Origin of the sequence: Bradyrhizobium sp. LTSP885 (assembly GCF_000938305.1) — a bacterium.
Taxonomy (GTDB): Bacteria; Pseudomonadota; Alphaproteobacteria; order Rhizobiales; family Xanthobacteraceae; genus Bradyrhizobium.
Window position 1 is genome coordinate 15,592 of sequence record NZ_JYMT01000013.1, and the last position, 26,511, is coordinate 42,102.

Below are 26,511 nucleotides of genomic sequence, written 5' to 3' on the forward strand. Positions count from 1 at the left end.
GACTGAAATCGACCCCGCCTTGTACAGAGTATTGCATAATCAGCAAATCGATTTTATACAATCTGGTAGGCGGCCGCGACATCACGGGCCGCCGCAACACCGAGGAACCGGATGGGACCGGGAGCCACTACAGGACAGCGAGCCGCTGGAGCGCATGGGTCGACGCCGGATACGGTGCGTGAGGCGCTGCGTCGCGCGATCAGCTCGGGCGAGCTCGCGCCTGGCCTCCAGCTGCGGCAGGACGAACTGGCCGAACGGTTCGGCACCAGCCGCATCCCGGTTCGCGAAGCGTTGCGGCAACTCGAGGCCGAGGGTTTTGTGACGATCCTGCCCAATCGCGGCGCTGTGGTCTCGGACCTGTCGATCGACGAGGTCGTGGAGCTGCTCGAAATACGCATCGCGCTCGAATGCCATGCGCTGCGGCTGGCGATCCCGGCGATGGGCGAGATGGATCTCGATGAGGCGACGAAGATCCTCCGCTCCTACGATCGCGAGCCCGATCCGGCGCAATGGGGCGCCTTCAACTGGACATTCCATGCGACGCTCTACGCGCCGTGCAACCGCCCGCGGCTGCTGACGATGATCGAAGCGAATTACGGTCACGTCGGTCGCTTCACGCGAGCCTTGGTATCGCGCGCGACCGGCAAGGAGCGTCCGCAGCGCGAGCATTACCGGCTGCTGGAATTGTGCCGCGAGGGCGAGACCGAGAAGGCGATCCGCCTGCTGCGCGAGCACATCGAGCAGACCCAGAAGACGCTGCGGTCTGCGCAGCGTCAGGCCACGCGGGACGCGGGCGCCGAGGGTTGATCGCCATTTCCGAATCAACATCGTTGGCCTCGCCGCGAGGCCCTGGGAGAGTGCGTGTGAAGACTGACGACGTTGAAATCCTGGTGATCGGCGCTGGAATCGTCGGCATCGCCACGGCCTATTATCTCGCCGTCCAGCATAAACGGTCGCGCCTGCTGATCGTCGACGAAGGCCAGCCGATGGCGCTGACGTCGGCGCAGTCGGGCGAGAACTACCGCAATTGGTGGCCGCATCCGACGATGGCCGATTTCACCAACCGCTCTACCGATCTGATGGAAGACATCGCGCGCCGCAGCGACAATCGCATCCACATGACGCGCCGCGGCTACTTCCTCGTCACCCGCGAAGAGAAGCCGGACGAGCTGCTCCAGCAATTGTTCGCCGGCTATGGCGCTTCAGCGTCAAAGCTGATCCGCCTGCACGAAGGGTCTGGCGGCACCTATGCGCCGGCGCTATCGGCGGATTGGCAGAGCGCGCCCGACGGCGTCGACGTGCTGTTCGGTCGCGATCTGATCCAGACCTACTATCCGAAATTCGACCGGGAGGTCGCCACCGGCCTGCATATCCGCAGGGCGGGCGACATCAGCGGCCAACAGCTTGGCCAGTACATGCTGGAGACCATGCGGCTGTCAGGCGCGCAGTTTCAGCAGGCGAAAGTTCTCGGCATCGCCAAGGCCGACCGGTTCGCGGTCGACGTGCTGGCGGATGGTGCGAGGCAGACCATCAAGGCCGATATCATCGTCAATGCCGCGGGCCCGTTCGCGGCGCACGTGTCGGCGATGCACGGTGAGCAACTTCCGATCATCAACGTGCTGCAGCAAAAGATCGCCTTCGCCGATCGCAATCATGCGGTCGACCGCCGGATGCCGTTCGCGATCGATCTCGATGGCCAGACGCTGGCCTGGTCCGACGACGAGCGCGAGGCGCTCGCATCCGCGCCTGAGTTTGCGGGCCTGCTCGAACCGATGCCCGGCAGCATCCATTGTCGGCCCGATGGTGGCGATCACGGCGAATGGATCAAGCTCGGCTGGGCCTTCAATGAAGAAACAACAACCGAGCCGGTTCGTGAGCCGGAGCTGAACCCTTATTTCCCCGAAGTGGTGTTGCGCGCGGCGAGCCGGTTGCAGCCGGCGCTTGCGCATTATCTCGGCGCCTTGCCGCGCGACCGCGTGCATTACGGCGGCTACTATCCGATGACGAAGGAAAACTGGCCGCTGATCGGCGCTGCGAAAACCGCAGGTGTGTTCCTGGCCACCGCGCTCTCCGGCTACGGCACGATGGGCGCGTGCGCCGCCGGCGATCTCTGCGCCCGCGCCGTCGTCGGCGCGCCAGCGCCGGAATTTGCCCGCAGCCTCTCGCTAGCGCGCTACGAGGACAAGACGCTGATGGCCGAGCTGGAGGCGACTAACAGCCGCGGTTTGCTGTAGCTACCGCCGCAGCACCGCGATGGTGCGGTTCGCGAAGGTCAGCCGCTCGGCCATCACGGAGACGAAATAGGTCAACAGCTTGTGGCTGAGCTCGGGGTCTTCGTCCTTGATCGCTGCGAACTGGAGCGCGTTCAGCACGTAGAGCACGCTTGCGACCTCGGCCTGGATCGTGGCGCTGCGCGGGGCGTGCGAGACGAGGCCCATCTCACCGATCGTGGTGGTGGGGCCGAGGCTGCGCACCCGCGTGGTGCGGCCGTCGTCGGCGGGCACCATGATGCCGACGCGGCCGTCGAGGATGAAGTGCATGGAATCGGCGGCGTCGCCGGCGCGTACGATGATCTCGCCGGCGTCGACTTCGATGCGCTGGCAGCGTCGGATCAGCTCGTCGGCGTCGCGCTCGCTGTCGAGAATCTGCGTGAACCAGTCGCGCAGACTGGCGGCTTCCTGCGTAAGCCCTTGATGCTGCGCGATGAGCTCGTTCTCGCACCATTCCAGCGCATGATCGAGCTCGGCGATGATGGTGACGCCTTCGGTGATGAAATCGCTGGAGCGCAGCACCTTCTCGGCTGTGGCCGGCAGGTGCACGAGCGCCAGCTCGACGCCGACATTGTGCGCACTGCGCTTGATATGCGCGAAACTATAGGCCGCGGACGAATCGATGCCGGTGACGAGCTTGAAGTCGAACAGCAGGTAGCGGCACTCCGGATGCTCATGCAGCAACGCCTTGACGTGCTGGTAGAGCCGGTTGGCGGAGCCGAAGAACAAATAGCTTTGCAGGTTGAGCCCGCGGATCTTGCCGCCATGGGCCAGCAGCACCTCCTGGTCGTCGCGCGAGCGGTCCAGGGAACTGCGATATTCCGAGCCGTCGAAGCTGTACTTGACCGCCTCGATGCGCGCCGCGCTGAACGCGAACGTCGCGCAGCCGATGATGATGCCGATCAGGATGCCGGGGACGAATCCCCAGGCGACGATGATGGCGATGATCGCGAGCAGCGATGCGTATTCGGCCTTCGACAGCCGCTTGCGCGATTCGATGATCCATTTGTGCAACTGGTCGGCGCCGAGATAGATCAGCAGCCCGCCGAGCACGAATTTCGGCATGTAGCCGAGTAGTTCCGGCGCAACCGCCAGCATCAGGAGCGACGTCGCGGCGACGGTGAAGCCGGACAGCCGGCCGCGCCCGCCGCTGGAGAAATTGAGGACCGTACGGCTGACCGAAATGCAGCCGGCATAGCCGGCCAGCGCACCGGTCATGATATTGGCGAAACCGGTGATGTTGAGCTCGCGCTCCAGATTGGCTTCGCGATGCGCGGCAACCTCGATGCCGGTGGTGTTGAACAGTGTCGAGGCCGCGGTGACGAACACGACCGCGATCAGATTGCCGAGCAGGTCCGGGACCGCCGACCAGGGGTAATGCGCCAGCTCGTCGACGTGCCAGGGCAGCATGAAGCTCGAGGGCGGCGGCGGCTGGAAGGTCCAACCGGCGGCGCGGGCTTCCTCGGGCGAGATGCCGACGATCCAGAACGCCAGATGCGCGACGAGTACGCCGCCGATCAGGATGATCGGCAAGCCAAGCGGCGTCCGCGAGCGGTGCCAGGTCAGATACAGCACCAGCGCCATCGCGCCGGCCGCGCAAAGCTCCGAGACGGTGATGAGGTTGGTGAAGCGGAACAGGGTGCCGAACTGCACGGGGTGATCGGTGATGACCCTGATCGCGCCCAGCACGATCAACAGTCCGGTCGCGCCGAGAAAGCCGCCGACCACGGGATAGGGCACATAGCGGATCGCGCGGCCCATCCGCGTCAGGCCAAGGCCGCACAGCACGAGGCCGGTGACGACGGTCGACAGGCCGAGCGTGATCAGCACCGGCGCGAGCAGCGGCGCCGACGGATTCGCGGCACTGATGCGCTCGACCAGCGAGGTCGCCAGGATTCCCGTCACGGCGGCGGTGGAACTTTCAGGCCCGGCAATCGCAAATGGCAGCGAGCTGCCCAACGCGATGAATGTCGCAAGCACCGCCGAACTGATGAAGGCCGCGGCGACGCCGTAGGACAGATAGGGCGACAACGGGCCGGCAAAGATCAACAGCGCGTAGGACAGGCCGAACGTGATGCTGAGGACGCTGGCTGCGCTCCCACCAAGAATATCATTGAAGGCCCGCCGCGCGCGCGAGCCGAAATAAAGCGATCGGCTGATCACGAAGAATATCCCGAAATCTAGCCGTCAGTCGTAGACGAGCGCGGCGCAGGACCACAACAGGATTTTTGTGACAGCACCTCTCAACGCGCGCACGTGAACCCTTGTCCTCCTGGCGAAAGCCAGGACCCATCACCACAGGAGGTTCGGGCGCGGTCAGGTTGAGCCGCAGCGTGCTCACCAAATTGCGGCGGTAATTATGGATCCTGGCTTTCGCCGGGATGACAGGAGATTCAACCGCCTCCGCTCTCGCCACCGAATGCGCCATGACGGCCGATGCCCGAGGCGAAGCGGGTCGCGCCGGATAATGTCTCGCCCGAGGCGATCACCTCGAGGCCACCACGCATCTCATTCTTGATCGCGTCCTCTTCCTCGAGGTCCCATTGCCGCAATGCTGAGAGGCGGTCGGCGCGCAGGCATTTTTGCGGGAATTGCGCGATCTCTTTGGCGAGCGCGATCGCGTGCGCGCGGGCTTCGCCTTTTGGCACCAGCCGGTTCGCCAGTCCCATGCGCAGTGCCTCCGGTCCGCCGACGGGGCGTCCGGTGAGGATCAGGTCGATCGCCTGCGAATGGCCGATCAGTCGTGGCAGGCGGATGGTGCCGAGATCGATCAGCGGCACGCCGAAGCGGCGGCAGAAGATGCCGAAGGTGGCATCCTCCGCGACGACGCGCATGTCGGCCCACAGCGCGAGCTCCATGCCGCCGGCGACGGCAAAACCTTCGACCGCGGCAATGACAGGCTTCGACAGTCGCAACCGGCTCGGCCCCATCGGCGCGATCGTGTTGTGGCCGCCGATCTCGCGCTTCTTGTTGGGATCGCCTGATGCCACCGCCTTGAGGTCCGCGCCCGCGCAAAAATAACCGCCGGTGCCGGTGAAGACGGCGACCGATGCGTCTTGATCGGCATCGAACGCCAAGAATGCGTCATACAATTTGCGTGCGGTCGCACCGTCGACGGCGTTGCGGCAATGTGGACGGTTGATGGAGATGATGGTGATGGGACCATCGTGCTCGACGAGCACGGCATCGGATTCGGACATGGGCGCTCCCTGGGTGTTTTTCTTGTCGTCATTCCGGGGCGCGCGAAGCGCGAACCCGGAATCCATTTCGCCACACGGCGTGCGCGGATGAATGGATTCCGGGCCCGCTCCTTCGGAGCGTCCCGGAATGACGGAGAGGGAATTTGCGCTGTCGCTGCGCGATCCGCAATGGCGCTGGAGCTAGACCTTCAACTCCGTCCCCGTCACGCGGCTGTAAGCCTCGAGATAGCGCTTGCTCGTCGCGTCCACAACGCTCGCTGGCAGCGGCGGCGCGGGGGCGTCGCCGTTCCAGCGGCCGGCGCGGCGCTCGATGTCGAGATAGTCGCGCAAGGGCTGCTTGTCGAAGCTCGGCTGCGGCTGGCCGGGCTTGTAGGCGTCGACCGCCCAGAAGCGCGAGGAATCCGGCGTCATCACCTCGTCGATCAGGATGATGCGGCCGTCTCTGTCGCGGCCGAACTCGAATTTGGTATCCGCAATGATGATGCCGCGGGCGCGGCTGGTCTTTTCGCCATAGCCGTAGACATCGCGCGCCATCTTTTCCAGCGTCGCCGCCACGTCGGGACCGAGGATCTCGCGCACCCGGGCCACGGTGATGTTCTCGTCATGGCCGGCCTCGGCCTTGGTCGCCGGGCTGAAGATCGCGGGCTCCAGCTTTTGACTTTCGACCAGGCCCGCGGGCAGCTTCTCGCCGGCAAGCGTGCCCTCGGCCGCGTATTCCTTCCACGCCGAGCCGGAGATGTAGCCGCGGATCACGCATTCGATCGGAAACACCGTCGTGCGCTTGCACAGCATCGCGCGTCCGACGATGTCGGCGCGATGGTTCTTCAGATCAGGCACCGCGCGGATGATCTCGTCGGCATCGGCGCTGATCATGTGGTGCGGCACGGTGCCCTCGAGCTGCCGGAACCACCAGGCGCTGATTTGCGTCAGCACCGCGCCCTTCATCGGGATGGTCTCCGCCATCACCACGTCGAAGGCCGAGATGCGGTCCGTGGTCAGCAGCAGCACACGGTCGTCGCCGACGGCATAGATATCGCGCACCTTGCCACGGCCGATCCGGGGCAGGGGCAAATCGCTTGATAGCATCGCAGTCATGGCGTGATCTTTCGAAAGCCGCGCGCCCGCGCGAGCGTCGCGCGGGCGGCAAGGGAGCCTACGACAGGAGATAGCTCACTCCGGCAGTGGAATGAACTCATGTTCCTGCGGAACTTGCGTGAATCGGCCGGTTTTCCAGTCCTGTTTGGCCTGCTCGATCCGCTGCTTCGAGGAAGAAACGAAATTCCACCAGATGTGGCGCGGCCCCTCCAGCGCGTCGCCGCCGAGGAACATCATGCGCGTTGGCTTCGTCGTCTTCACGGTGATGCGATCGCCGGGCCGGAAGATCAGCAGCCGCGGCCCCTCATAGCGCTCGTTCGTGATCTCGACCTCGCCGTCGACGAGATAGATCGCGCGCTCCTCATGGTCGGGGTCGAGCGGCAAGCTCGTCCCCGCCTGCGCGGTGACCTCAGCATAGAACCACGGCGACACCATGCTGACCGGCGAGGTGACGCCGAACGCCGAGCCTGCGATGACGCGCGCAGTGAAGTCGCGCTCATTGATAACAGGCAATTCGCCGGCAGCGTAATGCTGGAACGACGGGGCGATTTCTTCCTTGCCCGCGGGCAATGCGATCCAGCTCTGCAGGCCGAGCATTTTCTGGCCATCGCGGCGCTGCACGTCGGGGGTGCGCTCGGAATGTGCGATGCCGCGGCCCGCGGTCATCAGGTTCATCGCGCCGGGTTGGATCTCCCGGATATTGCCCTCGCTGTCGCGATGCATGATGCTGCCGTCGAACAGATAGGTGACGGTGGCAAGGCCGATATGCGGATGCGGCCGCACGTCCATGCCCTTGCCGGCGAGATATTGCACCGGCCCGAAATGATCGAAGAAGATGAAGGGCCCGACCATCTGCCGCTTGCCGTGCGGCAGCGCGCGACGCACCGCAAACCCATCGCCGAGATCGCGGGTGCGCGGCACGATGACGAGGTCGATCGCATCGCAGGTCCGGGGATCGCCGAATTCGGGATCAAGGTCGGGTGTCCAGCTCATCGCAAAACTCCTTCTGACTTTGCCGCATCATACTCTCTATCCGTCGTCCCGGCCAAGCGAAGCGCGAGCCGGGACCCATAACCACAAATGCTTGTGTTACGAAGGCTGGGGCCCCAGCCTGCTTCAACAACTCGATTTCGTGGTTATGGGTCCCTGCTTTCGCAGGGACGACAGGGGAGTTTGGCGCTGGCGTACCTTTGATGGCAGCGGCATAATTCCGGAAACAGGAGGGCGTCATGGTTTCTCTGATCAAGCCCGGCGCGAAGCTGCTGCAGGTCGATGGTCCCGTGATCGAAACCGCGCGCCTCATCCTGCGGCCGTGGCGCGCGTCCGATATTGCAGCGAATACGGCGATGCTGTCCGATCCTGAAACCGCGCGCTTCATCGTGCCCGATCGCAAGCCGGTGACCTCAGAAATCAACGGCTGGCGCAACGCAGCCGTAATCTCCGGACACTGGGCACTCCATGGCTTCGGCATGTTCGCGGTCGAGGAGAAATCCTCCGGCCGCTACATCGGGCGTGTTGGTCCCTGGTATCCGCCGGGCTGGCCGGGCTTCGAGGTCGGCTGGGGCATCGCCAAAGAGTGCCGCGGTAAGGGCTATGCGGTGGAGGCGGCGCGCGCCGCGATCGACTGGGTGTTCGCCAATCTTACGGTCGATCGCATCATCCATTGCATCGATCCGGCCAACGTGGCCTCGCAGGGCGTGGCGCGACGGTTGAGCGCCGCAATCGACGGTCAGGCCAACCTCAACGGAGATACGGTCGATCTCTGGGTGACGACACGCGAACGCTGGCCGCGCGATGGTTCTTGAAAAAGCAGGTGTGAGGACCGATGTTCGTGCCGCTGCTGTTTCCAACTTGAAGCCAACGGATCGATGACCTTTGCCGCGACAGAACTGTGCCTGCGCGCCGCCGCCGTGACGCTGCTGCTGGTGCTTGCGGCCTCGATGTTCGCGGATTTCCGCCAGGTACTGGCCGGGCGGCTCACGATCGCCTTCGCGCTCGGCACGGCTGCGCATGCGGTGACCGCGTCGATCGGTGCCGGGTCGCCGGTCTCGGCCGGGCAAGCGCCACTGATCGCGCTCGCGACCGGCGACATCGTGGTGTTCTGGTTGTTCACCCGCGCGCTGTTTGATGACGCCTTTCGGCTACGCTGGTGGCATGGCCTGATCTGGGCCGCGGTCGTGGCCTTCAGCTACGTCAGTTGCATGTGGATCGCACCCGGCGGCAACGCGCGGATCGCGATCACCATGGTCAATTCGCTCGTGCTCGTCTTCATCGCGCTCGCGGTGGCGCAGACCATCGCCTCGTGGTCGGCGGATCTGGTCGAACGCCGCCGCCGCGTCCGCGTCTTCATCGTCGTCGCGTCTGCGCTCTACGGCGGAATGAACGCGCTGCTGCAGATCGCGTATGCCGGCAGCCGCGTGACGGTGGAATGGGCCAATCTGCTCAACGCGGGCGTACTCACCGGCATCGTGGCCGCGATCACCTGGGCGATGATGCGGGTCGACGGTGCCGACCTGTTCACCGCGCCGCCCGAGGCCATCGCGCTGGCAAAGCCGGTCGCGGCCGAGGAGGCGGCGGATCAGAAGCTGGTCGACGCCCTGATGCGGCTGATGGCGGACGAGCGCATCTACCGCCATGACAACATCACGATCGGGACGCTGGCGAGCCGGCTGAAGATCCCTGAATACCGCCTGCGCCGGCTGATCAATCAGCGGCTCGGCTACCGCAACTTCAGCGTCTTCCTCAACAACCACCGGATCGAGGAGGCCAAGGCCGCGCTGGCTGATCCGACCCAGGCCGAAGTCCCGGTTATCACGATCGCCATGGACGCCGGCTTCCAGTCGCTCGGGCCTTTCAATCGCGCCTTCAAGGCGACGACGGGCGTGACGCCGACGGAGTACCGGCGGCTCAAGGCGAGCGCGGCGTGAGGGCTCTTTTCCCTCTCCTGCTTGCGGGGAGGTAAAGCGAGCGAGCGGCTCTAGTCATTGTAATCACAAGATAATTCTAGAATCGGCCACCCGCTTTCAGCTTTCGCCCAGCCCGATTTCCAAATCCGGCGAGCGCTCGGCCGTCCGGCGCTGCTTGATCCGGCCACGCACCCATTGCGCCATGCCGGAGGATATCGTGACCCGTCGAAAGCTGCTTCTCATCCTTGCCGCCACCACCGCGCTCAGCGGGCTTGTCTGGTCCGCCGCCCGCGCCCATGACGTGCCGAAAGTCGCGACCGGCTTTGTCGCCAACATCATCTGCTCCGAAACCTTCGTGACAGGCCTCGAACCGGGCCGGATTTTCTCCGAGACCATGGAAGCGATGCCGGGCACCAGCCTGATCACCTGGGCGATGCACACCCAGGTCGACCGCGCGCACAAGGACGTCAACGTGACGCTGTTCGGCCTTGGCCGCAGCCACGCCGTCTATCGCGATGGCCTCGGCTGCACCCTCGATCATGGCGAAGCTCCGGCCGATGTCGCGCTGCCGCCTGCGAGCCCGCAGCCAGCCTTGCTGCCTGACATCACGGGTCCATCAATCGTCACGCCGCAAAACCCGCAGCTCGCCGCTGCCCTCGACCGCGCCTTCGCCGAGCCCGCCCAACCGCCGTTCCGCCATACCCGGGCGATCGTGGTGATGAAGGACGGCCACATCGTCGCCGAGCGCTATGCCGACGGTATCGGCATCGATACACCGCTGCTCGGCTTCTCCGCGACCAAATCGGTGGTTTCGGCGCTGGTCGGAATTCTGGTGCGCGACGGCAAGTTGACGGTCGATCAGCCGGTCCCGATCGCGGCCTGGCAGAATCAAAGCGATCCGCGCCACGCGATATCGGTCGACCAATTGCTGCGTCACACCGCGGGACTCGCGCTCGGCAGCTCGCTGCAGGCCTCACTGGCGTCAGTGCTCGAGCCGGTCAACCGGATGAAGTTCATGGAATCGGACATGGCCGCGTATGCCGAGAGCATTCCGCTGGAGAGCGCACCCGGCCGGGTCTGGAATTATCACGACGGCAATTTCATTATTCTCTCGCATTTGCTCCGCAATGCGGCCGGCGGTCACGCGGCGGACGTGATGCGCTTTGCGCGTCGCGAATTGTTCGGCCCGCTCGGCATGCGTAATGTCGTTCTGGAGTTCGATGCCGCGGGAACGCCGGAAGGATCGAGCCAGATGCTGGCGAGTGCGCGCGACTGGGCGCGGTTCGGCCAGCTCTATCTCAATGACGGCATGGCCGGCGGAAAACACATCCTGCCGGAAGGCTGGGTGAAATACTCCGCGTCAGCGACGCCGAACGCCTGGGTCGGCTACGGTGCCGGCTTCTGGACCAATCACGGCGACAGCCATGGCGCCAACTACCGCATCACACACGGCTGGCCGCGCGATGCCTTCTTCGCCAAGGGCACGATCGGGCAATACGTGATCGTCATTCCGTCGGAGCGGCTCTTCATCGTCCGTCTCGGCCGTTCGCCGAACTGGCCGGTGGAGGCGGATGGCGTGTTCGATCTCGTCCGCGATGTCGTAGCGGCAACGTCAAGCAAGGCGACGCTTGCGGGCGGCAATTGACAGATGCGTGCTCTCTCCATCGTCATTCCGGGGCGTGCGAAGCACGAGCCCGGAATCCATTCCGACACGAGTGATGCGGTTCGATGGATTCCGGGCTCTCGCTATGCGAGCCCCGGAATGACAGCAAGGGGCTACTGCCGCCCCAACTGCGTCGCGGTCGCCACACGATCGAACTGCTCCAGCGAGAGAATCGCATCCGCGAGCTGATCCGCGCGCTTGTTGAGCACCGGCCTCGCCAGCGTCAGAAACTTCTGCTGCATCGCCTGCGCATCGGGAAACGAGGCCGGCTCGCCCGAGGGATCGGCGTAGAGCCGCTCATGCACACCGTCGTCGGTGGTGATGGAGACGCGGGCGCCGAACGGGTGGGTGCGGCCGACCTCGAGGCGGTCGTCCTGCACCACGTCGAATTTGTCGGCGAGCGCGTCGATCGCCTTGTCGCCCAGCCGCTCGTAATCGTCCCAGCCGAAGCGTCCTTGATCCAGCGCGATGGCGCCGGTGAAGAACATCGAGAACTGGCCGCCGACGATCGAGGTCGGGTGCCGCTTGGTGGCGGCGTCGCCCGTCAGCGTGATGCCGTTGCGGTGCAGGCCGATCTCGACCTTTTTGATCTGGTCGGGGGTCAGATTGTGCTCCCTGCGCATCGCGATCAGCGCGTCGATCGCGGCATGGGTGTAGCGGCAGCTCGGATAGGGTTTTACGCCGATCTTCATGGTCTCGTAGGTGTGGCCCAAGCCGGCCACCGCCTTGTCCGGATGCGCATTGTCGCTGTAGCCGACCAGCAGGCCGTGCTTGCCCTCGACCGATTCGGACGAGCCGACGAAATCGTTGCGCGCCAGCGTCGCTGCGATCACGCCGTTCATCGCGGCAGCACCGACCTGGTAGCGCTTGTTCCAGGCGCCGTTGACCAAAAACTGCAGCGAACCGGCGGCCTGGCTGCCGGAGACGCCGAAGGCGGAGGCGATCTGCTGCTTAGATAGGCCGAACAGTTTTGCCGCGGCGGCGGCGGCGCCATAGGTGCCGGCGGTCGCGGTCGGGTGGAAGCCGCGGGCGTAATGCGAGGTCGGGTCGAGCGCGTTGCCGAGGCGGCAGCACACTTCATAGCCGGCGACGATCGCGGTCAGCACGTCGCGGCCAGAGGCGCCGACCATCTCGCCGACCGCGAATGCGGCAGGCACCACGGGCGCGCTCGGATGCAGCGAGGAATCCGCATGGGTGTCGTCGAAATCAAGCGAATGGCCGAGCGCGCCATTGAGCAGCGCCGCCACGGCCGGCGTCCAGGTCTTCCCGTCGCCGAACACAGTGGCCTCGCCCTTGCCGTCCAGCGCCAGCGCCTCCAGCATCTTCATCAGCGAGGGCGTCGATTCCGCGTCGCGGCGGGCGCGGATGGCGCTACCGAGGAAATCCAGCGTCAGTACCTTGGCGCGCTCCAGCACCTCCGGCGGGATGTCCTGATATTTCAGGTCGGCGACATAGGCGGCAAGCGTTGCGGTTTCGTGAGCCATCGTGTTTCCTCAATTTTGCGGCGCAGGGTAGGCGGGGCTGTCAGGCCTTTCAAGCCGCCTTGCCGCCGCGGGCAGCAGCCATGCTCCAAGTGGCTTAACTCGAATTCACCTATCAAGGACCTTTCCATTGATTCCGGATCAGGCTGCATGAGGACCTTCGCAAAACGCATGTTCGACCCGTTCTGGGCCCGCAGGACGCAATTGGCGCTGGCAATCCGGATCGCGGCGTCGGGGGTGGCGGCCTATGCCATCGCGGTCGCGTTTCACCTGATGCTGCCGCTGTGGGCCGTGCTGACGTCTTTGATCGTCACCCAGATGAGCGTCGGCCGCTCGCTGAAGGCGACCCGCGACTACATGCTCGGCACCATCGGTGGCGCTATCTATGGCGGGGCAATCGCGGTGCTGATCCCGCATTCCGGTGAGGGCAGTCTGCTGGCGCTGCTGGTGCTGGCGATCGTGCCGCTGGCCTTCATCGCGTCGCTTAATCCGAGCCTGAACTCGGCGACGGTGACGGCCGTGATCGTGCTGCTGCTGCCAACGATACATCAGACCAATCCACTGGACTCCGCGATCGACCGCGTCCTCGAGGTCACGGTCGGCGCGCTGACCGGGCTTGTGATCTCGTTCCTGGTGCTGCCGTCGCGCGCGGTCAGCCAGATACGGATCAATGCGGCGAAGCTGCTGGAACTGCTCTCGGCCGCGTTCGCGGAATTGCTGGCCGGCCTGACCCGCGGTCTCGACAACGATGCGCTGCACCGGATCCAGGACGGGATTGGCACGGCGGTGACCAACCTCAACGCAACAGGCGCGGAAGCCGAGCGCGAGCGCGCCGTGCATTTGTCCTCCGGGCCGGAGACCGGCCCGCTATTGCGCACGGTCCAGCGGCTGCGGCACGATGTCGTGATGATCGGGCGCGCCAGCGGCACTCCGCTGCCGGCTGACATCCAGGCGCGGCTGGCGCGGCCGTTGTCCGACGTGAGCAACGCGATCGTCACCTACATGACGTCCGTCGCCGTGACCCTTCGTGCAGGCGTCGGCGCCGTGGACATCGCTCCGGTCGACGCGGCGCTACACGCCTACAGCGACGAGGTCGCCGCGATACGCCATGATGGTTTGATCCGCGGCCTGCCGGTCGACGCTGCCGAGCGCTTCTACGCGCTCGGATTTTCGCTGGAGCAGATGCGGCAGAACCTGACGGATCTCAAGCGCTGCCACGGGAATTGGTGTGTGGACGAGGACGCCGCGGAAGAACGCGTGGCCTGACCTCGGGCAACGCGTTGCGACGTGTTATGACCTAGTCCGCGACCTTGCGCAGCATCGCGGGCACGATCAGGCGATGGCGTTTGGCGCGACCTCGTCAACCTTCATCCGGAACCTTCATTCAGCCAGTCTGCGTGCCAGCAGGCGGAAACGCAAGATCAGCAGGATCGCATAAACGGCAGTCCCGAGCGAGAGTCCGATCCAGACACCTTTGGCGCCGAGCGCGGCCCAGAACGCCAGCGCGTAGGCCGACGTGAATCCGACCAGCCAGTAGCTGATGGTGGCGAACAGGAGCGGCACCTTTGTGTCGTTCATGCCGCGCAGCGCGCCGGCGGTGGTGGTCTGGACGCCGTCGGCGATGAAGAAGGTCGCGCCGATCAGCAGCAGCGTCGCGGTGAGCTGTGCCGTGGTGTCGGTCGCTTCGCCAAGGAAGATCGCCGCGATCTCGAATCGCGCCAGGATCACCGCGAGCGTCATGATGCTCATGAAGACGCCGCTGAGTGCGACTGCGACATAGCCGGCGCGCCGGAGTGCGCCCGGGTCGCGCCGGCCGACCGCGTGGCCGACCCGCACCGTCGCGGCCATGCTGATGCCGAACGGCACCATGAACAGGATTGCGGCGATCTGCAGTGCGATCTGATGCGCCGCCAGCGCGGTGGTGCTGATCAGGCCCATCAAGAGGCCGGCGGCACCGAACATACCGTACTCCAGCAGGAACGACAGCGAGATCGGCGCACCGACGGCCACCAGCTTGCCCATCAGCGGCCAGTCGATCCGCCAGATCCGGCTGAACACGTGGTATTTCCGGAACGGACGCCGGCGCGCGGCGAACCACGCGCCGGCGAGGAACATGCCGAAATTGACCAGCGTGGTCGCAAGTCCCGCGCCAAACAGGCCGAGCTCGGGCATGCCGGCTTTGCCGTAGAGCAGCAAATAGACCAGCACGGCATTGGCCGGGATCGCCACCAGCGTGATCCACAACACCGGCTCCGGCCGGGTCACCGCGCTCATGAAGCCGCGCAGCGCGATGAACCACAGCGCCGGCAGGATACCCCAGGCCAGCCCAAACAGATATTGCTGGGCCAGATGCGCAGCCGCGGGCGCCTGGCCGAGCGCGAGCAGCACGGTTTCGCCATGGAACGGCAGCGCCATCAACGGCAGTGCGATGAACAGCGCCGCCCACAGCCCGACACGCAGCGCGCGCCGCATCACGCGCGGGTCGCGCGCCCCGAACGCCTGCGCCGCCAATGGCGAGACCGCCGACACCAGCCCCATGCCGAAGGTAAAGCTGACGAAGAACACGGTGTGCGCCAGCGCCGCCGCGGCCACGGTATCACTGCCCAGCCGTCCGATGAAGGCGAGGTCGGTTGTCATCATCGCGATCTGGCCGAGTTGCGTCAGCGCAAGCGGCACCGCGAGCTTCAGCGTTTGCGCAAGCTCGGCCGTAACCAGGTTGCCCGGGACGGCGAGGGCCGCCCTGGTGACGTTAACGGCCGCGCGCGGCGCGGCCGGTTCGATCTTGTCGATGGAGGTCATGGCGGCACGCTTAGCACGGCAAGCAGGCTAAAAGCATGGCCAAGCTGCCGCAGGCGATCAAGCTGCCGCAGGAGGACTAGGTCCGCGCCGGAATTCGCTTGATCCTGGCGCCAAGCGCGTTCAGCCGTTCGTCGATCCGCTCATAGCCACGCTCGATCTGGTCAGCGTTGTTGATCCTGGAGGTGCCCTCGGCAAATCGCATGCGGACGATGATCGAGTTGCCGGATCGACGGGTCCAACGCTGGTTGGGCTCGAGATAACAAATGCGTCGCGGCGATCACCTCAAGATATTCCACCAGCCACTGATCGATGTGAAACCGCTAATGATATCTTTACATGGGCTGCGCGAGTTCAAATTGAGCATATACTCACCATCGATGTCGGCATAATTGGATGTACCCGCGGTCCGGATAAAGAGGCAGTCGTACCCATTCGCATTCACAGTAAACGTCGGAAGAGCGTTACTCGCTCCTCCGGATGAACGGGCTTTGTAGCCGATCAGATAGTTCTGGGTTGCGAGGCTTATCTGCTTCTTGCGCAACGCATCCAGTAGCTCATCCTTCGTCACGAACGTCGTGCGATAGTTCCAGGTCTGAAATCGGAGAGCTGGAGTGGTTTCCGTGTCGACGCTGTCGTTCCAGGTGCGGCCAGTGTCATCGACGTAGCGCTTGTCGAATTCCGACTGCTCTCCGTTCAAGTCTCTATTGAAGTCTTCGTGAGTTCGTTGATGGAGAGATCGATAGGCGATGCCACTTTTGTCTCGATTCCAGTAGCCGGGGCTTCGAAATAGATACTGCTTATCCGGGACGTTACCTCCGACCCTTACGAGCGCAACGTGGACCGACACGAAGCTGGGCTGTGAATCGGTGGCGCCCACGTGGTTCACCGCAAAGGTCAATGCGGATGTGTCTAGATTCGTGCATCGGTTGCGGGAGAGCACAAAATAGTTTGGCCCCCTCACGAACGCTAACGTACCAAATGGCTCTGCCGCAAACTGCTGATCGCGCTCGTTTCGTTCCCATCTACCGCACTCAGAGGCGGCCGCCGCTGTCACAAGACAGCTCAGTGTTGCAACTGAACAAATCGCCAAGTGTAAGATGCGCATGCCCCTATCCCTTTGGTTGCACGGTGGCGCTCTCTATTGTCCAGGCGGAGCGGGAGATGGCGCTTCGGGTGCCGGGGTGCCGCCGCCAGTGGCTGATTTTGGCTTTGTGAAGAAGGGAAGTGCGAATTGAAAAACCAGCGCAACCGCGGCGAACGTTGTGATGTTATTTTTGAAGGATAGGGTGCTCGCGAAAACGTTCATAAGCACATGATCGACTTCGTCCGGGATGAGCAGGAAAAACCAGGCCAAGTAGCTTACCATCATGAGCGCAATCTGCGGCCATGACGCGATGCCGAGTATTCGCTTTGCATATACCGGTAAAAGAGCCGTGAGCAGGATACCTAAAACGACAAGAGAATTTGGACTGCTTGCGAGGAAGGCCTTAAGCAGAACGACGAAGCTCACAAATTCGCCAGGAACCGTCTTAGCTATAGTTTCGATTGGCGTGTCATTGGATTTTTGTTGCTGATCCAAAGCAATCTCCCGCGTCGATCGGGCAGAAAAATAGATAAAGTAAACCAGTGAACCGTACAACGAGAGATTGTGGAGTGTCCAGCCCGAAAAGGGCTGTCGCAGGGGTCAGGATCGCGCCGGAATCCGCTTGATCCTGGCGCCGAGCGCGTTCAGCCGCTCGTCGATCCGCTCATAGCCGCGCTCGATCTGGTCGGCGTTGTTGATCGTGGAGGTGCCCTCGGCGCAAACAGCGGCGAGCAGCATCGCCATGCCGGCGCGGATATCGGGCGAGCTCATCGGCGCGCCGCGCAGCCGGCTGGGACCTGCGACGACCGCGCGATGCGGGTCGCACAGCACGATGCGGCCGCCCATCGCGATCAGATTGTCGACGAAGAACATTCGCGATTCGAACATCTTCTCGTGCATCAGGATGATGCCGTCGCACTGGGTGGCAGTGACGATTGCGATCGACATCAGGTCCGCCGGGAAGGCCGGCCAGGGCTGATCCTCAAGCTTCGGCACATGGCCGCCGAAATCGTCCTGGATTTTCATGGTCTGGCCCGACGGCACCACGAGATCGTCGTCCTCGACGCCGCAGACGATGCCGAGCCGTTCAAAACCCATCCGGATCGAGCGCAGATGCTCGACGCCGGCCCGCGCGATGCGCAGCGGCGAGCGCGTCACCGCGGCGAGTCCGATCAGCGAACCGACCTCGATATGATCGGGCTGGATTGCGTAGGTCGCGCCGCCGAGCGTCGCTGGCCCGTGCACGATGATGGTGTTGGTACCGATGCCCTCGATCTTGGCGCCAAGCGCGACCAGGAAATGCGCGAGGTCCTGCACATGCGGCTCGGAGGCCGCGTTGCGCAAGTAAGTGGTGCCGCGAGCGGCCACGGCGGCCACCAGCGCATTCTCGGTCGCGGTGACACTGGGCTCGTCGAGGAACACGTCGGCGCCCTTCAGGCGCGAGGCGCGGAATTCGAGCCGGTGCGTCGCGGTGACGGTAGCGCCGAGCTGTTCGAAGGCCAAAAAGTGCGTGTCGAGACGCCGGCGGCCGATCACGTCGCCGCCGGGCGGCGGCAGCGCCACCTCGCCGCAGCGGGCGAGCAGCGGGCCCGCGAGCAGGATCGAGGCGCGGATGCGTGCACACAGCTCGGGATCGAGATCGGCGGCGCGGATCTCCTTGGCATGGATCACAAGCGTGTTGCGCTCGGTCCATTCGGCCGAGGCGCCGACCGAGCGGCACAGCTCGACCAGTGTTTCGGTATCGCGGATCCGCGGGACGTTGGTCAGCGTGACCGGATGTTCGGTGAGAAGCGCCGCGGCGATGATCGGCAGCGCGGCGTTCTTGTTGCCGGACGGCTCGATGGTACCGGACAGCCGGCGGCCGCCCTCTACGATGTACTGGATAGGCGCCACGCGGAAATGTCCCCTGACAGATAAAGTCTGACTGAGCTACCCGAAATTCAACAATAGAATCAAGGGTTGCTGGCCAACCGTAACACAAATCCATGACTCGAATAACGCAAATCCGGACTCTGCAAACCGCCTCTCATGAGCCCCGCTCGGCGCCGCGGGCCAGCGCCGAGCGTCTCCGTTCAAGAAACAGCCGACGTGCCGGTCAGCCTTATATGCGCCTCGGTCGGCTTGCGGCCGGCACCGTTGATCGGCGTGATATCCTGCGGACAGGCTGAGAAAACCACATAGCAATCCCGTGTCGCGCGCAGGGTGACGTGGTCGCCCGGCCGGCTCAGCGGCTCGCCCTGGGTCAGGCTGAGGTCGGCATTGACCGGGATGTTCATAAACAGATTGAGCGGCTGGGGCACATGGCCGGCGGTCAGGCCGATTTCTGCCATGGCCTCGATCATGTTGTCGGCGCAGTTGCGGTGATAGTGCGTGCAGCCCAGATGTTCGTAGCGCCAGCGGTCGCACGCCGCCATCAGCGTGTCGTGGATGCCGGGCGAGGTGTCTTCCTCCAGCACCAGGATCGGTTCGCGCTTGTTTGTGAACAGGGTCTGGCCCGCAGCCGGCATCAACCTGCCGTTCTCGACCCTTGTGTGCTCCATCGACATGTGATGTCCGAGGTCCTCTGCGCAGAACGCCCAGGTGTCCACCACCTGCGAGCCATGGGTATTGATAATCTGCACGGCTTGTCCCTTGCTTAGCCGTACCGCCTTGCCGCGCGTGGCTGGAATGGTGTCGTGTGGCTCGGTCATGATTTCCTCCTTCAGGTGGCGTGACGGTTGGCGCGGTGCGCCGCCCAGCGGGGCTGGGCGCAGATATGACCCAGGAATTCGATGACGGTCAGCGCGCCCAGATAGGCGGTGACGCCGGTGCCGACATCAAGCGGCGGGTTGACCTCGACGAAATCGAAGCCAGCGATATCGTGCCGCTCGGCAATGGCCTTCAGGCTGTCGCGAAGCTCGGCGTAACTCATCCCGTTGGGCTCGGCCGAGACACAGCCCGGTACCAGCGACATGTCCATGGCGTCGACATCGATGCTGACATAGACCCGCGAGTTCTCGGGCAGCAGGTCGGCGACGCCTTGCGGGCCGATCCGGCGGAACTCGCCCATCGGAATCACCCGGTTGCCGGCGTTGATGATGTCCTCCACCTGCGCGGGCGAATGGCGCAGACTGCGAATCCCGACCTGGGTCAGGCTCAGCGTGTTGTCCATGCCGGCGATATGGCGAAAGGCATGGCTGTTGGTGATGGTCAGGTCATTCTCGAACGGCGCGTAGTCGGTGTGCGCATCGAAATGGATGACGTGCAGCTTCTCGTCGAAGGCCCGGAACACCGGATAGGTGATGGCATGATCGCCGCCGAGCACCACCGGCAATGCGCCGCGATCGATAATGCCGCGCACCATGGCGGTGATGTTGTCAAAGGTGCGGGGCGCGTTGGCCGGATGGATGTCGACGTCGCCGGCATCGGCGATCAGTCCCCGCGACATTTCCTCGACCAGATATTCGCGCCGGGTCTCCGGATCGTAATAGCCCCGGCCGCTGCCGTAGAACCGCAGCGAATGCTCACGCAATGCGCGCGGCGCAAAGCGGCTACCGGGCAGGAACGGCGAACCTTCGTCGAACGGCACGCCGAGTACGGCGATGGCCGCGTCAAGCGTGGACAGGTCCTCGCAGATTGGTGCACGCAGGAAGGACGGGATGCCGACATAGGGCCGGTTGACGCGGGACATGGCTTACTCCGTGATGTTGCTCGGGGTCAGGGGATGGATCGGGCGGCGGTCCGCCTGCACCAGATCGAGAAAACTGCGCAGGCGCGGCTCTTTCGGTGCGGAAATGATTTCGCGCGCCGGCCCTTGTTCCAGGATGCGGCCATGGTCCATGAAGGCGATGCGGTCGGCGACGTTGGCCGCGAAGCCGATCTCGTGGGTGACGACCAGCATGGTCATGCCGATCTCGGCCAATGATCGCAGCACGGTGAGCACCTCGCCCACCAGCTCGGGATCCAGCGCGGAGGTCGGCTCGTCGAACAGCATCAGCGCCGGATCCATCGCCAGTGCCCGCGCGATCGCCACCCGCTGCTTCTGCCCGCCGGAGAGCGCATGCGGATAACGGTCCATGCGGTCGGCGAGCCCGAGCCGCTCCAGCAGTTCCTCGCCGCGCCGAATCGCCTCCACGCGCGGGCGGCGCCGCACGACAATCTGCGCGCGCACCACGTTCTCCAGCGCAGTCATGTGCGGCCAGAGATTGAACTGCTGGAAGACGATGCCGATTTTTGGGCGCAACGCATCGATCTGGCGGCGGCTTTGCCGGCGGACCACGCCACCCGGCGTCAGTTCACGCCCGAACGGCTTGCCGGTCACTTCGATGAAGCCGTCGTCGGGCTGTTCGAGCCAGGTCAGGCAGCGCAGCAGCGTGCTCTTGCCGCAGCCGCTTGGGCCGATCAATGCGACAATCTCGCCTTCGCGCACATCGAGATAGACCTGATCAAGCGCGGTGACGCCGAAAAAGCGCTTGGTCAAGGCCGAGACCCGCAGGATGGGCGCACTCATGAGGCCCTCCGCGCGACGAGCGAGAGATAGCGCTCGGCGATCGGGTTGCGGCTGACGCTCTCGGCCTGCGCTGTACCGACCCGGCGCTCCAGGCGTCGCGAGGCTTCCGCGATCACGCTCGCGATCAGCCAGTAGATCGATGCCACCGCCGCGAACACCTCGAAGGGCGCGAATGTGTTCCCCTGCACCACCAGGCTCTGGTAGGTGAGCTCCGGCACCGTGATGGAGGAGAGCACGGCCGACTCCTTCATCATGGTCAGCGTCATGTTGGTGGACGGTGGCACCAGCGCGCGCAGGATCTGCGGCGCCACCACGTGCCACATGGCGCTGGCGGGTGACATGCCGATGGCGCGAGCGCTTTCGAACTGGCCGCGCGGCAGGGCAAGGATCGCAGCACGCACGATCTCGGCGTAATAGGCGCTGGCGAAAAGCGCCAGCGCCACGGTCCCGACCAGCGTCGCCGGCAGGCGGATGCCCGCAAACGGCAAGCCGTAATAGACCACGAACAGAAGGATGATGAAGGGGATGTTGCGCAGCGTCTCGACATAGGAGGCGGTGACAAGCCGCAGCGGCCAACCCGGCATCAGTGCGATCAACGCCACCACGATTCCCGCCGCATAGCCGATCGCCATCGCCGCTACCGAGACCTGGATGGTCAGCCAGGCGCCCTGCAGCAGCAGCGGCCAGTAGTCGGCGAGCACGGTGGGATCAAAGTGCATTGCTCAGATCCGTGCCGTGGCGAAGCGCGCCTCCGTCATCCTGCCGGACAGGCTGATGACGAGATTGATGACCAGGAACACCAGGGCCGATCCGATCATGGTTTCGAACGGCCGGTAGTTCGCGCTGGCGATCTGCTGCGCGGTACGCAGCACGTCGACGACCGTGATGACCGACAACAGCGCGGTGCCCTTCACCACGATGGTCGCCTCGTTGATCAGCACCGGAACGATGCGGCGGAACAGTTGCGGCAGCACGACCTTCAGCCAGATCGCACGCGGCGGCAGGCCGAGCGCCGTCGCCGCCTCGATCTGGCCGGTCTCGATGGTGGCGAGGCCGCCGCGCATGCTCTCGCTGACAAAGACCATGCTGTTGAACACAATGGCGGAGACGCCGGCCACCTCCGGCGAGAGATCGAGACCGATGGCCGGCAGCACATAATAGACGATGAAGATCTGGATCAGCAGCGGCGTGCCGCGCACGAAGCTGATGATGACGGCGATGATCATGTTCACCGCGGTGATTTTCAGCGACCGCACGATCGTGAACGCAGTGCCCAGCACAACCGACAGCAGCATGATGATGGCGGCCAGTCGGATATTGACCAGCGCCGCGTTCATGAGACTTGGCAGGATCGAAAACAGGTAATCGAGCTTGAAGCCCATGGAGGGTGCCCTTCATGTCGCGTGAAACGAACGTTGCCGGGCCTCCTGCTGCCTCGCCGCCGCGCGGCCTACATCGCGCCGGGCGGCAGATAGCCCTGATCGGGGACCGTCATTTCGAAGCCGAACCACTTTTTCTGCAGGGCCGCGAGGCGGCCGTCGTCGCGCATCTTGCGGATCACGGCGGAAATGGCGTCCCGCAGATCCTTGTCGTCGGGCCGTGTCACCCAGGCGAGATAGTTGTAACCGCCGTCCTGCGGCGTCGGCGCGAGCAGTTCGAAGACGTCAGGCTTCTCCTTGACCAGGGCTGCGAGGCTTGGCAGCGACTGGATCACCGCATCGACTTCGCCGCTTGCGAGCGCCACATAGCTTTCAGGGAACGCGGTGAAGAGTTTCAGTTCCTTGAAGCCCGGCCCGCCGGCGGCCTTCAGTTTGGCGTCGAGCGCACGGGCAACCGGCTCGGTCGATGACGCAAGCTGGGTTGCCACCACCTTGCCGTTGAGGTCCTCCGGCTTGGTGAGGTTGTCGCCCTTGCGTTTCATGGCATAGGGCACGCCATCGGCGATCGGCATGGTGTAGGCGTATCGCCTGGCGCGCTCTGGATTGATGCCGACCGTGGTGGCGACAAAGTCGAACTTGCCGGCCAGCACGCCCGGCAGGATGCCCTGCCACGGCAGGTCGAGCTGGTTCAGCTTCTTGACACCGAGCTCCTTGACCACTTCGGCCAGGATATCGGAGCCGTAGCCGACGATCTTGCCGTCCTTGACGAACTCGAAGGGTGGAAAGGCCGCTTCGGTGCCGACCGTCAATTCGCCGGTCCGCTTGATCTTTTCCAGTGTCGTCTCGGCGAACGCCTGCTGGCTCGCCACGAGTGCTAAACAGATACCGCCGGCGAGAGAGCCCAGCGTCTTGCGGTCCATCCTCAACATCGCACTATCCTTTCCCGGGTCCGAAAACCGCTGCCGCCTCACACGGGCGGCGCGTCGAAATAGTTCGCCCTCACCGCCGCGCCGATCAGATTCACGATCAGACGTCCGGCAGTGATGCAGCTGATCATGTTGACGTCGATGGACGGCGTGATCTCCACGATGTCCATCCCGACCACGCGGCCCTTGCCGACCAGGCCGTGGATGAGCTTGCGGACCTGATGAAAGGTGAGCCCGCCCGGCGCCGGGCCCTCGACAGCGGGCATCACGCTCGGATCAAGGCCGTCAGCGTCGATGGTGATGTAGTATTGGCCGCCATCCGGAATCCGCTCGAGCACCGCGTCCATGCCCTTGTCGTGCACTTCGAAGGCCGGAATGATGTTGGACCCGTAGGCAGCCGCCGCCGCAACCTCTTCGGGCCGCGCGCTGCCTTGGGCGCGAATCCCGATCTGGAAGATTTCGCCGACGTGTGGCATCTCGGAGGCCCGGCGGATCGGGCTGGACAGGCCGTCGCGGACGCCATTGACCTCGTCGCGCCAGTCGATGTGGGCGTCGACCTGGATCAGCGTGATCGGGCCATGTCCCTTGTAGGCCCGCAGGATCGGGATCGGGATGCCATGGTCGCCGCCGAGGGTGATCGGCATGGCACCGGCGGCAAGAATCTTGCTTACCGCTTCTTCAGCGCGGATGGAGTGGCTGCGAAGATCGGTCATGTCGGCTGGAACATTGCCGACATCGACCACTTTCAGCGCCCGTCCGCCATAGATCGGGCCGCCGACGTCGAAATCGTAGCGTTCCAGGCTGCGGCAGATGCGATCGGTGACCGAGCGGACAGCGTCGGGCGCTTTCGACTGATCGTTGGTGATCGCGGAGGCATGATAGGCGCTGCCAAACGGGATACCGAGGATGGCGATGTGCGCGTCGAGGGTGTCGAGGTCAGTGCAGATGGGCGACCAGAGCAGGCTCTGGTGCCCCAGCGAAGGCGGCACCGTCAGGGGTAGAGCCATACGTCCTCCAAGTCAGCTTGAGATAAGTCAGCTTGAGATAAGTCGGATCGAGGTCACAGCGGGTGGTGTGCCGAACTTATCGGCAGCTGCCCCACCGTAGCCCGGGCGGGAGAACGCCTGGAATGACAGTCTGCGAAACCATGCTTGTAGGGAGTGCAACATGAAGCACGTCGCGCACGCGCCAGTTCCACATCTCACCGAAGCCGACCTGCGGCTGTTGCGGATCTTTCGCGCCGTTGCCGAAGCCGGCGGCCTGACCGCCGCCGAAACTCAGCTCGGCATGGAACGATCGACTATCAGCCGTCATCTGCTGGCGTTGGAAACGCGGCTCGGCAGCCGGCTCTGCTTTCGCGGCCCGTCCGGCTTTGAACTGACCGATTTCGGCCACCGCGCCCTGCACGCCAGCATTGCCGCCTGCGACGCGCTTGAAATGGTGCATCATGAGCTCAACCTGGCCCGCAACATTGTCTCCGGCGAGTTGAAGATCGGCATCGCCGACAACTGCCTGTCCAACCCGCGGTGCCGCTTCGCGGACACCCTCGCCCGGTTTCGCGCCGCTGCGCCCGATGTCACGCTCAATATCGCGATCGGCATGCCGAGCGCGCTTGTCGAGGACGTGCTGGAGCGACGCCTGCATCTCGCCATCAGCGGACAGCCCACCGGCAACAGCAAACTCGATTACGTCTCGTTATTCACCGAAGAGTTCCGGCTTTACACGGCGGCCGCGGCACCGCTGACGCTCAGGGACTTGCGCGACAGCAACGTCGCTCTGGTGACGCGTACCAACGATCGGCGCACGCAAAATCTCGCGCGGCGCCTGCACATCAAGCAGCATGCCGTCGCCATTGGGCTGGAGGCTGTCGCAACGATACTGGTCGGCGGCGGGTTTGTCGGCTTTTTGCCGACACACTACGTCGAGATGCTGGGCCCGATCCATCATCTGGAGGAGGTCTCGGGAGCCGAGGCGTTCCGCTATACGACCCAGTTCTCGCTGATCTCGTCGATTGATCGGCCGCTGCCGCCGAGTGGCCGGCTGCTGGCTAAACTGCTGACCCGGCCGCAGTCCGCGGATTGAACGAGAGCTGTTGCCCGACGGGAAACAGGCCGCCTAGCTAGTCGCCATCGAGGTCCGCCAACGACTGCTCAGCTTCCAGAGATTGCGTCACGGACGAGCGCGATGACCTCGTCCGCCTCCTGTTCGGTGCTGTCAAATCGGGCGACGAACCGGATCACATCGTGGCCCCGCCGCGCGAAGTGCAGCCCGGTTGCCGCGAGCCGGTTGATGGCCACAGCCGGCAGGTTGAGGAAAACCAGATTGGCTTCCACTGGCGCCACGAGCCGAACGCCGGGCAACGCAGCGAGACCCGCGCCGAGCCGGGCTGCCACGGCATTGGCCTTCGCCGCGAGCCGCAGATAGAGCCGATCATCTACATAAGCGAGCAGCTGTGCAGCCGCATAGCGCATCTTCGAGAAGGTCTGGCCGGCGCGGCGCAGCCGATAGGACAGGGACTCGACGAGTTTCTGGTCGAACACCACGATCGCATCCGCCGACATCGCGCCGTTCTTGGTCGCCCCGAAGGACAAGATGTCGACGCCGGCCCGCCAGGTCATGTCGGCCGGGCTGCAGCCGAGTCGCGCCAGCGCATTAGCGAACCGCGCGCCATCCATGTGCAGCGACAGATGCCTGTCGTGAGCAATCGCCCCGATCTCGGCGATCTCGGCGAGCGGGTAGACGGTGCCATATTCGCTGGCCTGCGTGATCGACACCGCGTCGGGCTGGGAGCGATTGCGGACGCCCCAGGCGGCGCCAGCGAGCGCCTCGCGTAGCATCGACGGCTCGATCCGAAAGTGCCGGCCGGGCAAAGGGAGCAGCTTCGCGCCGCCGGTGAAGGCTTCTGCCGCGCCGCCCTCTGCCGTGTGAATATGCGCCTCTTCGTGACAATAGATCGCGCCATAGGGCCGTACGCAGCTCGCGAGCGACAAGGCGTTGGCCGCTGTGCCGGTCGAGACCGGGAACACCGTGACCTCGGTCTCGAACAGCGTCGAGAAGCGCCGATTGAGCAGCTTCGAACAATCGTCGTCGCCATAAGCGGCGGCGGGGCCGCGATTGGCCTCCTCGATCGCCCGCAATATCTCGGGGCTGACCGGCGCGACATTGTCGCTGCGAAAATTCGGGAGCGTCCGAGTTGCTTCGTTCATGCCGTTCCGTCCT

At 64.5% G+C, this 26,511-nt stretch carries 25 protein-coding genes; 7 read left to right on the forward strand and 18 right to left on the reverse strand.

Going from position 1 to position 26,511, the window contains the following annotated elements:
* Positions 1–174: 174 nt before the first annotated feature.
* Together UP09_RS08880 and UP09_RS08885 are read left to right on the forward strand one after the other, a co-directional pair.
* Positions 175–807 (forward strand): GntR family transcriptional regulator, encoded by a 633-nt coding sequence (locus UP09_RS08880; RefSeq protein WP_245301845.1) that lies wholly within the window; start codon positions 175–177, stop codon positions 805–807.
* Between the two features lie 56 nt (positions 808–863).
* Positions 864–2,234 (forward strand): NAD(P)/FAD-dependent oxidoreductase, encoded by a 1,371-nt coding sequence (locus UP09_RS08885; protein ID WP_044537750.1) that lies wholly within the window; start codon positions 864–866, stop codon positions 2,232–2,234.
* On the opposite strand, the gene UP09_RS08890 is transcribed toward UP09_RS08885, so the two are convergent.
* The 4 genes from UP09_RS08890 to UP09_RS08905 all read right to left on the reverse strand — a co-directional run bounded on the left by UP09_RS08890 (position 2,235) and on the right by UP09_RS08905 (position 7,558).
* A complete protein-coding gene (locus tag UP09_RS08890; RefSeq protein WP_245301847.1) occupies positions 2,235–4,433 on the reverse strand; it encodes an SLC26A/SulP transporter family protein in 2,199 nt (732 codons plus the stop codon). It lies immediately after the preceding gene.
* A 230-nt stretch (positions 4,434–4,663) separates the two neighbouring features.
* A complete protein-coding gene (locus tag UP09_RS08895; protein ID WP_044537799.1) occupies positions 4,664–5,470 on the reverse strand; it encodes a crotonase/enoyl-CoA hydratase family protein in 807 nt (268 codons plus the stop codon).
* A gap of 180 nt (positions 5,471–5,650) precedes the next feature.
* Entirely contained in the window at positions 5,651–6,565 is a 915-nt protein-coding gene (locus tag UP09_RS08900; protein ID WP_044537754.1) for a phosphoribosylaminoimidazolesuccinocarboxamide synthase, read from the reverse strand.
* 75 nt (positions 6,566–6,640) lie between these two features.
* On the reverse strand, positions 6,641–7,558 hold the full coding sequence (locus tag UP09_RS08905) for a pirin family protein (protein WP_044537756.1): 918 nt from the start codon (positions 7,556–7,558) through the stop codon (positions 6,641–6,643).
* A gap of 236 nt (positions 7,559–7,794) precedes the next feature.
* Between UP09_RS08905 and UP09_RS08910 the strand changes: the two genes are divergently transcribed.
* The 3 genes from UP09_RS08910 (at position 7,795) to UP09_RS08920 (ending at position 11,116) form a co-directional block, all read left to right on the forward strand.
* Positions 7,795–8,370 carry a GNAT family N-acetyltransferase gene (locus tag UP09_RS08910; protein ID WP_044537758.1) on the forward strand — a complete coding sequence of 192 codons (576 nt, stop codon included), beginning with the start codon at positions 7,795–7,797 and terminating at the stop codon, positions 8,368–8,370.
* A gap of 63 nt (positions 8,371–8,433) precedes the next feature.
* Positions 8,434–9,492: a helix-turn-helix domain-containing protein gene (locus tag UP09_RS08915; RefSeq protein WP_044537760.1), complete on the forward strand. Its 1,059-nt coding sequence runs from the start codon at positions 8,434–8,436 to the stop codon at positions 9,490–9,492.
* Positions 9,493–9,688: 196 nt separating this feature from the next.
* Positions 9,689–11,116 carry a serine hydrolase domain-containing protein gene (locus UP09_RS08920; RefSeq protein WP_044537800.1) on the forward strand — a complete coding sequence of 476 codons (1,428 nt, stop codon included), beginning with the start codon at positions 9,689–9,691 and terminating at the stop codon, positions 11,114–11,116.
* A gap of 131 nt (positions 11,117–11,247) precedes the next feature.
* Here UP09_RS08920 and UP09_RS08925 read toward each other — a convergent pair whose 3' ends face one another.
* Positions 11,248–12,618 carry an MmgE/PrpD family protein gene (locus UP09_RS08925; protein WP_044537762.1) on the reverse strand — a complete coding sequence of 457 codons (1,371 nt, stop codon included), beginning with the start codon at positions 12,616–12,618 and terminating at the stop codon, positions 11,248–11,250.
* Positions 12,619–12,765: 147 nt separating this feature from the next.
* On the opposite strand from UP09_RS08925, the gene UP09_RS08930 reads away from it, so the two are divergent.
* On the forward strand, positions 12,766–13,881 hold the full coding sequence (locus UP09_RS08930; RefSeq protein ID WP_044537764.1) for an FUSC family protein: 1,116 nt from the start codon (positions 12,766–12,768) through the stop codon (positions 13,879–13,881).
* A gap of 114 nt (positions 13,882–13,995) precedes the next feature.
* Here the strand turns inward: UP09_RS08930 and UP09_RS08935 are convergent, their stop codons facing one another.
* The 12 genes from UP09_RS08935 to UP09_RS08985 form a co-directional block, all read right to left on the reverse strand.
* Positions 13,996–15,414, reverse strand: coding sequence for an MATE family efflux transporter (locus tag UP09_RS08935; protein WP_052833039.1), 1,419 nt, complete (start codon positions 15,412–15,414; stop codon positions 13,996–13,998).
* Positions 15,415–15,490: 76 nt separating this feature from the next.
* Positions 15,491–15,616, reverse strand: a complete 126-nt coding sequence (locus tag UP09_RS37515; protein ID WP_502689035.1) for a hypothetical protein — start codon at positions 15,614–15,616, stop codon at positions 15,491–15,493.
* A 75-nt stretch (positions 15,617–15,691) separates the two neighbouring features.
* Complete coding sequence (locus tag UP09_RS08940; protein ID WP_156164532.1) at positions 15,692–16,519, reverse strand: hypothetical protein; 828 nt, start codon at positions 16,517–16,519, stop codon at positions 15,692–15,694.
* Between the two features lie 33 nt (positions 16,520–16,552).
* Positions 16,553–16,993, reverse strand: coding sequence for a hypothetical protein (locus tag UP09_RS08945; protein ID WP_044537766.1), 441 nt, complete (start codon positions 16,991–16,993; stop codon positions 16,553–16,555).
* 105 nt (positions 16,994–17,098) lie between these two features.
* A complete protein-coding gene (murA, locus tag UP09_RS08950) occupies positions 17,099–18,391 on the reverse strand; it encodes a UDP-N-acetylglucosamine 1-carboxyvinyltransferase (protein ID WP_044537767.1) in 1,293 nt (430 codons plus the stop codon).
* A gap of 179 nt (positions 18,392–18,570) precedes the next feature.
* Entirely contained in the window at positions 18,571–19,188 is a 618-nt protein-coding gene (locus UP09_RS08955; protein ID WP_044537768.1) for a DUF1989 domain-containing protein, read from the reverse strand.
* An 11-nt stretch (positions 19,189–19,199) separates the two neighbouring features.
* A complete protein-coding gene (locus tag UP09_RS08960) occupies positions 19,200–20,168 on the reverse strand; it encodes an arginase family protein (protein WP_044537769.1) in 969 nt (322 codons plus the stop codon).
* Between the two features lie 3 nt (positions 20,169–20,171).
* Positions 20,172–20,987: an amino acid ABC transporter ATP-binding protein gene (locus UP09_RS08965; protein ID WP_044537771.1), complete on the reverse strand. Its 816-nt coding sequence runs from the start codon at positions 20,985–20,987 to the stop codon at positions 20,172–20,174.
* Positions 20,984–21,706, reverse strand: coding sequence for an amino acid ABC transporter permease (locus UP09_RS08970; RefSeq protein ID WP_044537772.1), 723 nt, complete (start codon positions 21,704–21,706; stop codon positions 20,984–20,986). Before UP09_RS08970 ends, UP09_RS08965 begins: the two co-directional genes overlap by 4 nt.
* A 3-nt stretch (positions 21,707–21,709) precedes the next feature.
* Positions 21,710–22,369 (reverse strand): amino acid ABC transporter permease, encoded by a 660-nt coding sequence (locus UP09_RS08975; RefSeq protein ID WP_044537773.1) that lies wholly within the window; start codon positions 22,367–22,369, stop codon positions 21,710–21,712.
* Between the two features lie 68 nt (positions 22,370–22,437).
* Positions 22,438–23,295 (reverse strand): transporter substrate-binding domain-containing protein, encoded by an 858-nt coding sequence (locus tag UP09_RS08980; RefSeq protein ID WP_044537774.1) that lies wholly within the window; start codon positions 23,293–23,295, stop codon positions 22,438–22,440.
* A 38-nt stretch (positions 23,296–23,333) separates the two neighbouring features.
* The gene (locus tag UP09_RS08985; RefSeq protein ID WP_044537775.1) at positions 23,334–24,299 is read right to left on the reverse strand and encodes an agmatinase; all 966 of its coding nucleotides are present in this window, start codon (positions 24,297–24,299) and stop codon (positions 23,334–23,336) included.
* Between the two features lie 160 nt (positions 24,300–24,459).
* Here UP09_RS08985 and UP09_RS08990 point away from each other — a divergent pair, with 160 nt between their 5' ends.
* Positions 24,460–25,374: a LysR family transcriptional regulator gene (locus tag UP09_RS08990; RefSeq protein WP_044537776.1), complete on the forward strand. Its 915-nt coding sequence runs from the start codon at positions 24,460–24,462 to the stop codon at positions 25,372–25,374.
* A gap of 68 nt (positions 25,375–25,442) precedes the next feature.
* Here UP09_RS08990 and UP09_RS08995 read toward each other — a convergent pair whose 3' ends face one another.
* Complete coding sequence (locus UP09_RS08995) at positions 25,443–26,498, reverse strand: threonine aldolase family protein (RefSeq protein WP_044537777.1); 1,056 nt, start codon at positions 26,496–26,498, stop codon at positions 25,443–25,445.
* Positions 26,499–26,511 lie beyond the last annotated feature (13 nt).